The organism is Albimonas pacifica, from assembly GCF_900113695.1.
Lineage (GTDB): Bacteria > Pseudomonadota > Alphaproteobacteria > Rhodobacterales > Rhodobacteraceae > Albimonas > Albimonas pacifica.
Genome location: NZ_FOQH01000015.1, coordinates 1 through 13049 on the forward strand (window position 1 = coordinate 1; position 13049 = coordinate 13049).

Consider the following 13049-nt stretch of genomic DNA (forward strand, 5'->3'; position numbering starts at 1 on the left):
GAGGCTTTCCGTAAAAAATCCCGTTCCACCACCAGCTCGCCGATCTTCGCGTGCAGCTTCGACAGCTCCGCCTCCCGGTCCGCCGTCGCCGCCTCGGCCTTGCCCGAGAACACCGTCGACATCCCCTCCACGGCCTGCCGCTTCCACGTGTGGATCAGCGTCTGATGCACCCCGTGCTTCGCCACCAACTCGGCCACCGTCAGGTCGCCCTTCAGCGCCTCAAGCGCGACCTTCGCCTTGAACTCCGCGCTGTAGCGCCGCCTCTTCCCCGTCATCCCGTTTGTCCTCGATCCTCGACGAACCAAGCTTAGCCGCCTGTCCGGATTTCGGGGACCACCTCACGGAACCAGGCCGCAGCTCCGTCGGAGGGAGCGAGCTGAAGTGGACTCTCGGCCTTATACATGCCGGTTGCATGGTCCTGGGACGGGCTGAGACCGCCCTCCGGCCAGGCTTGGCGCTCGACCAGAAGAAACCGCACCTTGTGCAGGACTTTCCGGTCCGGCCGGGCCAGCGCCTCCATGGCATCGCCGATCAGCCGCTCGATCCCGAGAACGTAGTCGAAGACCACCAGCGTCGGTCCATCAGGCGTCCAGTCCGCCCAGGTCCCGGCCAGCGCAGGCATGTCCGCCGCACGCAGGAAGCCGGAATGCCAGCCGCGCCGATCGGCGCGCCGTATCAAGTCCCAGGCGAGGCGGCTCTTGCCTTGGCCGCCGTCGCCGGCGAGCTGCATCCAACGAAAGTCCGGCGAGGCTCCGTCATCGAGGAATGCGTTCAGGATCTTCACTTCGTCGTCGCGGCCAAGCACGTCGATGATGTCTTGGGAATAGTGGTTGGGGTTGCTAGACGCCGTAGCGATTTTCAGCGGCAGACGCGGACGCTCGAACCGGGGGAGCGATAGCGCACCGGGAAGGGTCGTCTGAACGTCAATGTTGAACGCTGGGTCATCCTCGCGCGGTAGGAACTTAGCCTGAAAGGGACTTCCGAACACGAGCTCATCGATTTTCTTGGCTCGGTCCGGGTGAGTCAGATGCAGCCAGTAATAGACCATCACCAGGACGTCTCTGCTCCCCTTTCCTTGGCCCCAGCTTTCGCAGTGCCCTGGGGTGAATTTGGGGCCGGAATTCAATCCGGGCCTGAACACGTCGTTGTTGATGACCTGCGCCAAACGCTTCATTTTTTCCGGAACAGTGCCATTGCCAAGCTCAGTCCTGGCAATCTCCTTCAGCTCCTTCGCAACAGCTTTTCTTGCGCGCTCATCAATGCGCGAGGCAACTTTCGCCGTGAAATCATCAAAACCCACTTTGCGCACGTGAAACCCCTTTGGCGTGCGGAACGGATTCTGAGTGTTTTAGGGTTCCAGCGCCCGGTCAATATCTGCATGCGGCCCCCCGACCTTTTCCCCATCCCGCCAGTATTCCGTGCTTGTCACCTCCCCGCTTTCCGGGTCCCTATCAACGATGGCAGGGCCCTGAGCGGCATGTCGTTGACCATGCTTCCAATGCTCTTCGCGGTAAACGATGCCGGTGGCGCCGTCGCGATGGATGATTGCGGCTTGAGGGCCGTCGCGATGCGGGCTCCCATTCAAGAACCACTCTTCGACCGTGACCAGACCAGATATCGGGTCCCGCTCGATGACCATTGGACCGTCCTCGCAATGCAGCAGGCCGTCGAACGCACGGTCCTCCAGAGTCAGAACTCCCGATACGGGTGAGCGTTTCCAATGCGCGACGAGATGGGTCTTGCCTCGGTTGGTGTGATTATCGCGGCAATAGCGCTCCTCGATCTTTGCGCCGGTGTCAGGATCCCAGCATTCGACAGCAGGTCCGTCCCTACGGTCCATACGTCCGTGGAGGAAGTAAACCCGCCTGGCTAGCCTGCCGGTGGTGGGGTCGAACTCCTGCAACGCAGGTCCATCGTCCCGATGCAATTCGCCAGAGGCATCCACCCATTCTTCGCGAACGAGTCGTCCAGTCTCTCGATCTCTCTTGCGGCGAACCTCTAAAACTTCAACATTGAAATCACTCATTCTCAACTTATAACAGAAACTTTATGTATTTTCAATAACTCCTTTTTTACAATCGCTTATGGGCTCCAGAATGGTTCCAGAATTTCTCCGGAGCCTCCGGATTAATTCCGGTGGTTGTCCTGAACCACCTCGGGCATCTCCAACGCAGTCCCGATCGGATCTTTCGTCTGAACCCAGGTGAAGCGCTTCTCCGCCACGCCACGGAGGTGAATTCATGGCGTATCATCCCCCTGTCGCCGACTTCGGTCGGCGTGTTCGGAACGCGTGGCCGGTCCCCCTGCCGGACGGCCGCATGACCCTCGTCGACCGTCCTCTGGCCCGCGTATGCGAAGACGACGTGTGGTGCGATCCCGAAGCCATGCTGAGGGACCCCGCCTATGAACAAGGCATCGCCCTGTTCTTCGACGCCCTCGCCCGGGCCGGCTTCTGCGGTCGGTCCGCGACGAGCCGCTTTGACTGGGTGGTCGAGCAGCTCGGCGAGCGGGCGGCCGGCGACCTCTTCGACTGGAACCGGATCTTCATCGACCGGGAGGCGGTCGCTCGCCGGCCGGAGGAGGAGCGGACGGTCTGCGACGCCTTCGGGGTCGACCTGCGCCGGGCGATGAACCGGCTGCGGGCGCGGGCGGAGGCGCCGCGGGGCAAGCGGCTCGACCGGCCGCTGCTGGCGCGGATGTGCTGGCTGAGCCTGGCGCGGAAGGTCTGGCTCGCCCGCGCCGGCCATCCCGAGTTCCTCGAACCCCTGCAGCCCTGAAGCGCCGCCCGGCCCGGCTTACCGCCGGGGCGGGCGAAGCGCGGCGAAGGGCGCTCCGGAATGCGCCCGCGCCACAATCCGCTTCGGGCGAATGACCTGATGCGGCTTTCCGCGGTCCGACACCCGATCCTGGAGGTTCGACATGAGCGAATCCGATCACGACGACTGGAGCCGCCGAGGCGCGGCAGATCCGTTCGCCGGGGAGGTTCCGGCAACCCGCCGCTTCCGCAAGAAGCCGGCGCTGCACTACACGACCTGGCTCGTCCCGGTGCAGGCTCTGGCTGCCGCCGGGCTGATGGGCCTCGCGGCGCCGGCGCTGCTCGGGGCGGAGGGGCTGGTCGACCATCTCAAGTGCGGGCTGCTGACCGTCGCCGCCGCCGCGGTGGTCTTCGGCGTCAATCGGACGGCCCTCGACCGCGGCGCGCCCTATGCGGCGATGGGCAGCCGGCTCGCCATGGGCGCGAGCCTTTCGGCCATGCTGGTCGTGGGCGCGGGAACCGCGACGGCCACTTTCGGCGGGCTGACCATCGAGAAGACCGGACAGGTCCGCATGGAGGCCTTCGGCGCCGAGCAGGCGGCCTATGCGGAGGCGCAGGGCCGCGTCGCCCTCGAGGCGGCGCAGGCGGAGGCCGCGCTTCAGTCGATCATTGAGGAGATCGAGGAGACGGCGCGCTGCGAGAAGGTCTCGAGCTGCGTGAGCCGTTCGTCGCAGACCGGCGAGGGGCCCGTCCATTTCGCGCTGCACGGCGAGTGGCAGCGCGCCGGCGCGGTCGCGACCCAGCTGCGCGAGGGGCTGATGGCCGCGGACCAGCTGACCGACCAGCTTGAAGCTCTGAACGTGGACTATGCCCGCGTGGTCGCCGACGAGACGCTGGATCCGAAGACGCGTCGGGGCGAGGCGCAACGCCTCGCCTCGCGGATATCGCAGGCGGCGGCGGGCATCGGCCAGGCGGCGCCGGTCGCGCTGCTGCGCGGCTACGCCGAGGAGCTCGAGCGGGGCGTCGCCGTGCCGGGCAACCCGGAGGCGGCCGCCCGCATCGGGCGGATGATGCAGGGCCATGCCGACGGGTTGAAGGCAGTGCTGGGCGAGATCCGGCCGGTGGAGGCGACGCTTCCCACCTTCCCCTCCCAGACCGGGGTCGCGGACACGCTGTCGGAGATCGGACGCTTCCTGCCGCTCGCCATCCTGCTGCTGGCGACGGAGATCGCGCTGCCGCTGCTGCTCTGGACCCTCGCTTTCGTCAGCTTCCGCGACCGGCTGGAGCGGGAGGAGGACGAGGCCGAAGAACCCGCCCCGGCCGCGCCGCGGCGCGGGCGGCCGGCCGGGTCCCGGCGCGGGGAGGGTTCGGCATGATCGATCTGGGACGTCTCCCTGTCGACGGCGGTTTTCTTCTCGGCGTCGCGCTCTACGCGGGCGCGAGCCTGCTCGGCGGCCAGTTGGTCGCCGGGCGCATGGTCGAGCAGGCGGGCTGGCGGCCCGCCTGCGAGGCCCGGATCAAGGCCTCGGTCGTCGCCCGGACCCCGGCGGCGGAGCGGCCTCGGCCGACCGACTGCGCGGCCAAGCTCGGCTGGCTGCATCCCGACATCGCCCGCCTTTGCCATCAGTTCGGCAATCCCGATCTGGAAGGGCCGGCGGAGCAGGCCCGGAAGCTCCGGCGCGCGGCGGAGGCGCGCCGCCTGGAGTGGGAGGCAGCGGGCGCAGGCTCGCGCTGCGAATGCGCCGGCCTCGTCTACGCCCGCGAGGCGATGATCCCCTTCGCGGTCTACGCGGGCTCGGCGCGCCTGATCTCCCTGCCGGAGGTCGAGGCGATGGAGGGTGGCCTGCGGGCGGCGCTGGATGCGCCCGCCTGCCTGCCCTTTGCGGGGGAGGGGCGGCCATGATCTTCGGCTCGGTCAGCGTGTCCTCAAGCACGGTGGAGACGCATCGCGACAGCTACCGCCTCGCCGGGATCAGCGTGATCTCGGTCCGGCGGCCGCTGCTGCCCGGCGGGGTGATGCTCGCCAGCGGCGGGAGCGGGTTCGGCCTCGCCTTCGGCGACCTGCTCCATATCCACGAGGTCGTGCTCCTAGCGCTGGTCATCGCGGGCGGGCTGCTGGCGGGGACCCGGGTGGCGCGGATGCAGTTCCTGAGCCGCGACCTGCGCGGCTCGGACCTCGCGTGCGTGATCTGGGGCTCGCATGGCCGCCTCGCCCTCGTGCGCCGCGAGATCGTCGCGGCGATCCAGACGCTGGAGGGAGGAGGGGCCGCGTCGTGAAGCTATTCACCTTTGCGCTCGGCCTCGCCGCCGCCGTCGTGGCGCTGCCGCAGGCGAGCGAGGCGACGCTGCCCTGGCTGCTCGCGACCGTGGGCGACGGCTACGGCGCGGGCTCCGCCCGAACTCTGGGCCTCGTCTGGCAGGGGATCCTCGCGGTCCTGATCTTCGCGGGCGTGCGCTTCGGCGTCTCGCTCGTTGTCTCCGCCCTGTCCCTGGCGGCCGCGCTGCGCCTGCTGCCCCGATCGAGAAGGAGGTGAGCCCATGAACCGGGAAGATCGGGAATGGCATCGCCACGGCTCCGCGCGGTTCGCTGAGCGCGCCGACCTGCTGCGCGCGGGCATGCTGACCCAGACGCCGACATCGCTGTTCCCGGGGTTCTGCGGGGGGAGGCCGATCTGGTGCGATGGCGACGGCGGCCTGCTGATGGTCGCGGGGGCGCGATCGGGGAAGCTGCGGGACATCCTCGCCTACAACCTGTTCAGCGGCATCTGCAGCCTCGAGACCATTCTCCTGCTCGATCCCAAGGGCGAGCTGGCGGCGATCTCTCAGAACCAGACGCCGGACGGCAAGCACTGCCGATACTGGAACCCGCTGGCGCTCCACGGGCTGCCGCAGGACCGCGTCAACCCGGTCGGCCATCTGAAGTGGTCGAGCCCGACCCTCTTCTCCGACATGAAGGTGTTTCAGGAGCAGTTCCTGCCGCGGAGCGGCTCGGCGAACGGGGTGTATTTCGAGCTGAACGCGCGGCGCTGGGGCGAGGCCATCGGCCTCGCGCTTGTAAAACGCAACGGCGTGCTGACGCTGCCGGACTATTTCCGGGCGATCTCCTCAATCCCCGAGGGCGGGCGGGACTGGCTCGACCTCGCCTGGGAGATGCACGCCTCCGGCATCGACGCCTGCCGGAGCGTCGAGGCAGAGATCCACGCCGGCCGCGAGGATTCCAGCGGCGGCTTCCGCGGCATCCTCGGCGAGCTGCAGAAGTCGGTCGCCTGCCTCTCGGATCCGGTGCTGCGCGACTCCGTCTCCCCGCCCTTCGACTTCGACCTCGCCGACCTCTGTCGCAGCGCGCCGGCGATGCAGGTCTATCTGATGGCCCCGCCCGAGATGATCTCGCCCTGGGCGCCGGTCATCAAGGCGATCTTCACCACCGCCATGGTGCTCAAGTCCCGCGCCCCGCAGGCGCTGCGGCAGACCTGGATCCTGGACGAATGCGCTCAGCTGAAGGGTTTCGACCTCGTGCCGAAGCTCTTCGCCTATGGCGCGGGCATCGGCGTCCGCCCCTGGGCGGTGTTCCAGACCGAGCAGCAGATGAATGCGCTGGGAAAGGACGCCCGCAGCATCATCTGCTCCAGCGCCAGCGTGCAGTCCTGGTTCGGCCTCCGCGATCTCGAGAGCGCGAAGCGCGTCTCGGAGATGATGGGGGCCGAAACCCTCGACTACGACGACCCCCTTGCGCAGGGCCGCGCCGGCGTGGAGGCCCGGCGCCTGCTGGGCGACGTCCTCTCGGGCGGGGACGCCTTCCGCGCTGCCCCCCGGCTCGCCCAGCAGATGCACGCCGCCGTCCACCGCGCCGTGCAGCGGCGCTCGATCCTCACTCCCGACGAGGTCATGCACCTGCCGCCTGACCGCCAGCTGATCTTCGCCGACGGGTTGCCGGGTCCCATCTATGCCGGCCGCGCCCCTTACTGGACGCAACGCTGGCTGGCGGGGCGCTACCACCCGAACCCCTACCATCCGCCGCTCGACAGCGTGCTCGTGCAGACCCGCTTCGGCCCGCGCCGGCGGCCTGTGCTCACCGGGAACGTGCCCGCCGCCTTCGCGGACCTCCCCCAGTATCGCGACGGAACCTGGTCCTGGATCGGAGACGAGCCGACATGAGCGAGACGAACGAGCGCCTCCGCAACGACGAAGTCCGGAGCTTCGCCGCCGAACGCCGGCACGAACTGCCGGCGCGCGACCTCCCCTTCCACGCGGATATCGGCCAGGCGCGGGCGGCGTTCGACCGCGCCCGCGCCGCCGCGACCGGCCGCAGGGCCGAGGCGCGGGATCCGGACGACGGCGCCGGCCAGGAGCTGAGACGCCCCGCCTTCGGCCTTCCCGACCCCCACCCCTCCTTCGCGCCGCCGAACCGGCGGCGTGGAGACGAGCCCAAGTGGCCGGGCGAAGATGAGACTGGTCGGACTTTCAACGACGACGCGCGAGCGAAGTTTCTGCGAAGCCGCGCGGCGACGCGCGAAGTCGAGCTGCGCTCCCGCTGGGAATTCGATCGTATTCGATAGACGATATTTGCATGAATTGCTTGCGATAAGTTCATAAACCGTGATATGTTCGCGTTACGTTCGCAGTCGATGGCCTCCAGGCCGTCTTTCGAACGCCTCCCAACCCTCACCCAAAGCCTTCGAAAGGAGACACGCCCATGACCGAAGACCGTTCCACCAACGCCCCGATCCAGACCCTGCGCGACGGGCGCCTCAAGGCCGCCATCTGGCAGAACGACAGCGACAAGGGACCGTTCCACACCGTCACCCTCACCCGCATCTACGAGGACAGCGCCGGCAGGCTGCAGGAGAGCGCCTCGTTCGGCGCGAACGAGCTGCTCCGCGTCGCCGAGCTCGCCCGCGAGTCGCATGGCGTGATCCGCAACCTGCGCCGCGACCTGCAGGCCGATCGCGAGACCCTGATCGACCGGGACGACGATCATCCCCCCGCGCGCGACTCCCGCGACGCCCGTGGTCGCGAGCCCCGCGCCCCCAGAGACGAACGCCCCGCCCGGTTCCGCGACCGCCCCGCGCCCGGGCCGCAGCGATGATCCCCTGCGCGGCCGCCCGCAAGCCCTGGGCAGCGGCCGCGTCTTTCCCGCTCGCGCGGACAGGGCCCAACGCCAACCCCATCAAAAGGACGACCATGGAGCAACAGGACCGGCCAGCGCCGCCCCCCGCCGCAGCCGACGCGGATCGCATCGACGGCGACCGGCTCCTCGCGCGCTACGGCGACCTCCTCGAAGAAGAGAGCGACGCCGCGAGGAAGCGCGAGCTTCTCCTCGCGCTCTGGCGCATCCTTCAGGGCTTCGTCGACCTGGGCTTCAGCGTGAAGCCCGGCGCGCCGATCGGCCCGGGCGCGACCTTCGGGGTCGACCATGTGCTGCAACACATCCTCGATACGCCCGAGCCCGACCGGCTCGGCCCCCGCTTCGAGGCCGCCGGCAGGGAGGACCGCGAATGAGCCCCATGTCCCGCCCCGCGGTGATCTACTGCCGCGTCTCCAGCCTCAAGCAGACCACCCGCGGGGACGGCCTGAACTCGCAGGAGACCCGCTGCCGCGAATACGCCCGCTACAAGGGGCTGGAGGTCGTCCAGGTCTTCGTCGACGACATGTCCGGCAGCCTGACGGCTCGCCCCGGCATGACCGCCATGCTCGCCTTCCTCCGCTCCCGCCGGCGCGACTCTCACGTGGTGATCATCGACGACATCTCCCGCCTCGCCCGCGGGCTCGAAGCCCACCTGAAGCTGCGCGCCGACATCGCCCGCGCCGGCGGCAAGCTGGAGAGCCCCTCGATCGAGTTCGGGGAGGATTCCGACTCCGTGCTGGTCGAGAACCTGCTCGCCAGCGTCTCCCAGCACCAGCGCCAGAAGAACGGCGAGCAGACCCTCAACCGCATGCGCGCCCGCACCCTCAACGGCTACTGGTGCTTCCAGGCGCCCGTCGGCTATCGCTATCAGCGCATGCAGGGCCACGGGAACCTGCTGGTGCGCGACGAGCCTCGCGCGAGCATCCTCGCCGAGGCGCTGGAGGGCTTCGCCTCCGGCCGCTTCGAATCGCAGGTGGAAGTGAAGCGTTTTCTCGAAGCCCAGCCCGACTTCCCCCACGACCTGCCCGACGGCCAGATCCGCAACCAGCGGATCACCGAATACCTCACCCGCATCCTCTATGCCGGCCATATCGAGGTGCCCGGCTGGAACGTCTCGCGCCGCGAGGCCCGCCACGAAGGCCTGATCTCCTTTCAGACCTGGCTGAAGATCCAGGAGCGCCTGCACGGCCCCCGCAAGGCCCCCGAGCGCGCCGATCTGGCCGAGGCCTTCCCGCTGCGCGGCTTCGTGACCTGCGGCGACTGCGGCCGGCCGCTGACCGCCAACTGGTCGCGCAGCAAGACCGGCAAGCGCCACCCCTACTACCTCTGCTTCAACCGCGCCTGCGCCAGCCGCGGCAAGTCGATCCCACGCGACGCGCTGGAGGGCGACTTCGAAACGCTCCTGCAGACCCTCCAGCCCGCGCCCAGCCTCGTGCGCGTGGCGCAGGCCATGTTCCGCGACCTCTGGGACGACCGCCTCGCCCGCGCCGAGCAGGCGACGACATATGCGAAGGCCGAGACCGACCGCATCGAACGCCAGACCGCCCAGCTCCTCGACCGCATCGTCGAGGCCGACAATCCCACCGTGATCGCCGCCTACGAGCGGCGCATCGCCAGGCTCGAGACCGAGAAGCTGCTGCTGCAGGAAAAGGCCCTCGCCGCGGGCCAGCCGAAGCGAGGCTTCGGCGAGATGTTCGAACTCTCCATGCGTTTCCTCGCAAACCCCTGGAAACTCTGGGCTTCAGGGCATCTGGAGCTGCGCCGCCTGGTCCTCAGATTGGGCTTCCGGGACAGGCTCGCCTATGTACGCGGAGAGGGGTTTCGAACCCCGAAATTCTCCAGCCCGTTCAAGGCGTTGGAGGCGTTCAGCATGGCGAGAAGTGAGATGGCGCACCCGACAGGATTCGAACCTGTGACCTCTGCCTTCGGAGGGCAGCGCTCTATCCAGCTGAGCTACGGGTGCTTCGAGGGCGGTGTATAGCGTCCGCCGCGGGGCGGTGCAACGCGCGATCTGCGGGGGTCAGCCCTTCGGGCGCGAGGCCTTCTCGGCCACGCCCGAGACGCCCTCGCGGCGCTCCAGCTCGGCCAGGACCTCGCCGAAGGGGACGTCGCGCGCGGCCAGCATCACCAGCAGGTGGTAGAGCGTGTCGGCGGCTTCGGACTTCAGCTCGGCGCGGTCGTTGGCGGCGGCGGCGATCACCGCCTCGACCGCCTCCTCGCCGAACTTCTGGGCGCACTTGCGCGGACCCTTGGCGAACAGCTTCGCGGTGTGGCTGCTCGCCGGATCGGCCCCCTTGCGCGAGCGGATCACGGCGTCGAGCCGCGCCAGCACCGACAGGTCCAGGGCAGGGGCGGAGACGGACGCTTTGGGCATGGCGGGGCTCCTCGCGGGCGCAGGCGGGCGGGTCACAGGCGCACGGGGATGCCGGCCGCGGCCATCGCCGCCTTCGCCTCCCCGATCGTGTGGTGGCCGAAGTGGAAGATCGAGGCGGCGAGCACCGCCGAGGCATGGCCCTCGGTCACGCCCTCGACCAGGTGCTCGAGCGAGCCGACGCCCCCCGAGGCGATCACGGGGATCGAGACGGCGTCGGCCACCGCGCGCGTCAGGGGCAGGTTGTAGCCCGCCCGCGTGCCGTCGCGGTCCATCGAGGTCAGCAGGATCTCGCCCGCGCCGCGCCGTTCCATATCGAGGGCGAATTCCACCGCGTCGAGGCCGGTGGCGGTGCGCCCGCCGTGGGTGAAGATCTCCCACCGGCCGGGGGCGACGGTCTTGGCGTCGATGGCGACCGTGATGCACTGGGCGCCGAATTTCTCGGCGGCGGCGTCGATCACCTCGGGGGTGTTCACGGCGGCGGTGTTGAAGCTGACCTTGTCGGCGCCGGCCAGCAGCAGGTTGCGCACGTCCTCGACCGTGCGCACGCCGCCGCCGATGGTGAGCGGCATGAAGCACTGCTCGGCGGTGCGCGCGGCGATGTCGAGGAGGGTGCCGCGGTTCTCGTGGCTGGCGGCGATGTCGAGGAAGCAAAGCTCGTCCGCGCCGGCGGCGTCGTAGGCGCGCGCGGCCTCCACCGGGTCGCCCGCGTCGACCAGGTCGACGAAGTTCACGCCCTTCACCACGCGGCCGCCGGCGACGTCGAGGCAGGGGATCACGCGGGTCTTGAGCATGGGGAGGTCTCCGGGCGGGCGGCGGCGCGCCTCCCTATAGCCCGGCGGGCGGGGGAACCGAAAGGGGGCGGGCGGCCTGCGACGCAGTGCTCCGCCCGGCCGCGCAGACCCTGCGCGGCCGGGCGGCCGCGCCCCTCGGGACGGCCGCGGCGCGGGCTCCGGGGCGGGGCCCGGCCCCGGCGCCCGGGGGCGGGGCGCCCCTCTCTCAGACCGCCGCGCGGTCGGCGTGCGCGGCGGGCGCCGTGCGGCCGCGCCGGCGCGAGGCCAGGCCCAGCAGGAGCGCGCCCGCCCCCAGCAGCGGCAGCGCCGCGGGCGCCGGGACCGCGGAGGCGCGCAGGGTCAGGGCTCCCATCTCGCTGGACACGGCGCCGCTGTAGTAGGTGTCGAACGGGAACTCGTTCGGCCGCTGGTCGTTGAAGCCGATCGCCGAGCCGGCGACGTCCCACAGCAGCAGGGTTTCCGGACCCGTGGGCGCGAGGCCGGCGTAAAGCTCCTGCTCGATCCCCAGGGCGAAGCTGGCGAAGCCCTCGCCGGTCGCGTCGACCACCATCTCGGCCCAGATCCAGCTCAGCTCCGCCAGGGCGAAGGTCAGCTCGAGCCCGCTCCAGGAGACGACGAAGGACAGGTCGACCAGGTCGGCCGCCGTCAGCGTTGCGTTGGGGGCGAAGCTCGCGTCCGAGATCGCGATGTAGCCGGTGATCGGCCAGGCGTAGGTTCCATAGCCGCCGCCGTCGTAGATCGTGGGGCCGAGGTAGTCGAACACCACGCTCGCCGCGGCGGGCGCCGTGCCTGCCGCGCAAAGGGCGGCCGCGAGGGCCGCCATCCTGAAAGACTGCATCGCTGGTCCCGTTTCAAAAGCGAAAATCGACAGGGCCGTCCTGCCGAATCGCTGCGCCGCAGCCGCTCCCCCGGCAGTTCCCCCTGCGGAAAGAATAGTCACAGCGTGAAACGGTCTTCCATCATTATCTGCGGGGCGCCGTCGCCGGCCGCCCCGGAGGCCCGCGCCGGCGCCGCCGGTCAGGCGGCGAGGATCGCCGCCGCCTCGGCCGGATCCAGCCGCCCGTCGTAGAGCGCGCGACCCGAGATCACCCCGTCCAGCGGCGCGCCGCAGGCCTTGGCGGCGCGGATGTCGTCCATCGAGGAGACCCCGCCCGAGACGATCACCGGGATCGAGACCGCGTGCGCCAGCGCCGCCGAGGCGGCGATGTTGGGCCCCTGCATGGCGCCGTCGCGGTCGATGTCGGTGTGGATGATGGCGGCGACGCCGGCGTCCTCGAAGCGGCGGGCGAGGTCCACGGCGGCGATGTCGGTGGTCTCGGCCCAGCCCTCGACCGCGGCCATGCCGTCGCGGGCGTCGATGCCGACGGCCACGCGGCCGGGGAAGGCGCGCGCGGCGGCCTTGACGAACGCGGGGTCGCGCACGGCGGCGGTGCCCAGGATCACCCGGGCGACGCCGCGGGCCAGCCAGGCCTCGACCTGGGCCATGTCGCGGATGCCGCCGCCGAGCTGCGCGGGGATGGCGATTGCGCCCAGGATCTTCTCGACCGCGTCGGCGTTGGCGGGCCGCCCGGCGAAGGCGCCGTCGAGGTCGACGATGTGCAGCCAGGCGCAGCCCGCGTCCTGGAAAGCGCGCGCCTGCGCGCCGGGATCCTCGTTGAAGACGGTGGCGCTCTCCATCTCGCCGCGCAGCAGGCGCACGCAGCGGCCCTCCTTCAGGTCGATGGCGGGGTAGAGGATCATGGCGCCGGTCTCCGGGATCTGCAGCGGGGCGGGGGCGGCGGAGATTTGGACCGGCCCGCCCCCGAAGGCAAGCCACGAGCCCCGCCGGGAGCGCCTGTTCTCCGGAGCCGTCTCTCGCTGATGCCGATCAGAGCGACTCGGCCGGAGGGGTCAAGGATCGCGAAGCGACCGGCGAAGCCGGCTCGTCCTTGAGCCCTCCGGCCGAGTCGCTCAGGCATCTTCAGCGAGAGACGGATCCGAGGAACAGGCGCGGGCCCTGTTCTT

The 13049-nt window shown here is 69.9% G+C and carries 16 protein-coding genes, 1 tRNA gene and 1 pseudogene; 10 read left to right on the forward strand and 8 right to left on the reverse strand.

All coding sequences use genetic code 11. From position 1 onward, the window contains the following. The 3 genes from BM064_RS24155 to BM064_RS27140 all read right to left on the reverse strand — a co-directional run. Window positions 1-275, reverse strand: a 275-nt coding sequence (locus BM064_RS24155; RefSeq protein ID WP_143103436.1) for a transposase, incomplete at its 3' end; no start/stop codon positions are given. Window positions 276-307: 32 nt separating this feature from the next. Further along, window positions 308-1309 (reverse strand): ATP-binding protein, encoded by a 1002-nt coding sequence (locus BM064_RS24160; protein ID WP_143103437.1) that lies wholly within the window; start codon window positions 1307-1309, stop codon window positions 308-310. A gap of 39 nt (window positions 1310-1348) precedes the next feature. Then, window positions 1349-2026, reverse strand: a complete 678-nt coding sequence (locus BM064_RS27140; protein ID WP_143103438.1) for a hypothetical protein — start codon at window positions 2024-2026, stop codon at window positions 1349-1351. Window positions 2027-2318: 292 nt separating this feature from the next. On the opposite strand from BM064_RS27140, the gene BM064_RS24170 reads away from it, so the two are divergent. The 10 genes and pseudogenes from BM064_RS24170 to BM064_RS28530 all read left to right on the forward strand — a co-directional run. Further along, window positions 2319-2777, forward strand: coding sequence for a hypothetical protein (locus tag BM064_RS24170; protein WP_092865315.1), 459 nt, complete (start codon window positions 2319-2321; stop codon window positions 2775-2777). A gap of 142 nt (window positions 2778-2919) precedes the next feature. After that, window positions 2920-4131 carry a hypothetical protein gene (locus BM064_RS24175; protein WP_092865318.1) on the forward strand — a complete coding sequence of 404 codons (1212 nt, stop codon included), beginning with the start codon at window positions 2920-2922 and terminating at the stop codon, window positions 4129-4131. Then, the gene (locus BM064_RS24180) at window positions 4128-4658 is read left to right on the forward strand and encodes a hypothetical protein (protein ID WP_092865321.1); all 531 of its coding nucleotides are present in this window, start codon (window positions 4128-4130) and stop codon (window positions 4656-4658) included. Before BM064_RS24175 ends, BM064_RS24180 begins: the two co-directional genes overlap by 4 nt. Beyond that, on the forward strand, window positions 4655-5032 hold the full coding sequence (locus tag BM064_RS24185; protein ID WP_092865324.1) for a hypothetical protein: 378 nt from the start codon (window positions 4655-4657) through the stop codon (window positions 5030-5032). The genes BM064_RS24180 and BM064_RS24185 overlap by 4 nt, the downstream gene beginning before the upstream one ends. After that, a complete protein-coding gene (locus BM064_RS24190) occupies window positions 5029-5289 on the forward strand; it encodes a hypothetical protein (protein WP_092865327.1) in 261 nt (86 codons plus the stop codon). Before BM064_RS24185 ends, BM064_RS24190 begins: the two co-directional genes overlap by 4 nt. Before the next feature lie 4 nt (window positions 5290-5293). After that, window positions 5294-6910, forward strand: coding sequence for a type IV secretory system conjugative DNA transfer family protein (locus BM064_RS24195; protein ID WP_092865330.1), 1617 nt, complete (start codon window positions 5294-5296; stop codon window positions 6908-6910). After that, entirely contained in the window at window positions 6907-7311 is a 405-nt protein-coding gene (locus BM064_RS24200) for a hypothetical protein (protein ID WP_092865333.1), read from the forward strand. Before BM064_RS24195 ends, BM064_RS24200 begins: the two co-directional genes overlap by 4 nt. 137 nt (window positions 7312-7448) lie before the next feature. Then, on the forward strand, window positions 7449-7841 hold the full coding sequence (locus tag BM064_RS24205) for a hypothetical protein (protein WP_092865336.1): 393 nt from the start codon (window positions 7449-7451) through the stop codon (window positions 7839-7841). Window positions 7842-7936: 95 nt separating this feature from the next. Beyond that, window positions 7937-8254 carry a hypothetical protein gene (locus tag BM064_RS24210; protein WP_092865339.1) on the forward strand — a complete coding sequence of 106 codons (318 nt, stop codon included), beginning with the start codon at window positions 7937-7939 and terminating at the stop codon, window positions 8252-8254. A gap of 5 nt (window positions 8255-8259) precedes the next feature. Further along, window positions 8260-9267, forward strand: a pseudogene (locus BM064_RS28530) (recombinase family protein); the annotation flags it as partial. Between the two features lie 499 nt (window positions 9268-9766). On the opposite strand, the gene BM064_RS24230 reads toward BM064_RS28530, so the two are convergent. The 5 genes from BM064_RS24230 to hisA form a co-directional block, all read right to left on the reverse strand. Beyond that, a tRNA-Arg gene (locus BM064_RS24230) sits at window positions 9767-9843 on the reverse strand. Window positions 9844-9900: 57 nt separating this feature from the next. Next, window positions 9901-10218, reverse strand: coding sequence for a phosphoribosyl-ATP diphosphatase (locus BM064_RS24235; protein ID WP_177236394.1), 318 nt, complete (start codon window positions 10216-10218; stop codon window positions 9901-9903). 68 nt (window positions 10219-10286) lie between these two features. Then, a complete protein-coding gene (hisF, locus tag BM064_RS24240; RefSeq protein ID WP_092865351.1) occupies window positions 10287-11045 on the reverse strand; it encodes an imidazole glycerol phosphate synthase subunit HisF in 759 nt (252 codons plus the stop codon). 205 nt (window positions 11046-11250) lie between these two features. Further along, on the reverse strand, window positions 11251-11883 hold the full coding sequence (locus BM064_RS24245; protein WP_143103439.1) for a hypothetical protein: 633 nt from the start codon (window positions 11881-11883) through the stop codon (window positions 11251-11253). A 179-nt stretch (window positions 11884-12062) separates the two neighbouring features. Continuing rightward, the gene (gene hisA, locus BM064_RS24250; RefSeq protein WP_092865356.1) at window positions 12063-12785 is read right to left on the reverse strand and encodes a 1-(5-phosphoribosyl)-5-[(5-phosphoribosylamino)methylideneamino]imidazole-4-carboxamide isomerase; all 723 of its coding nucleotides are present in this window, start codon (window positions 12783-12785) and stop codon (window positions 12063-12065) included. Window positions 12786-13049: the final 264 nt, after the last annotated feature.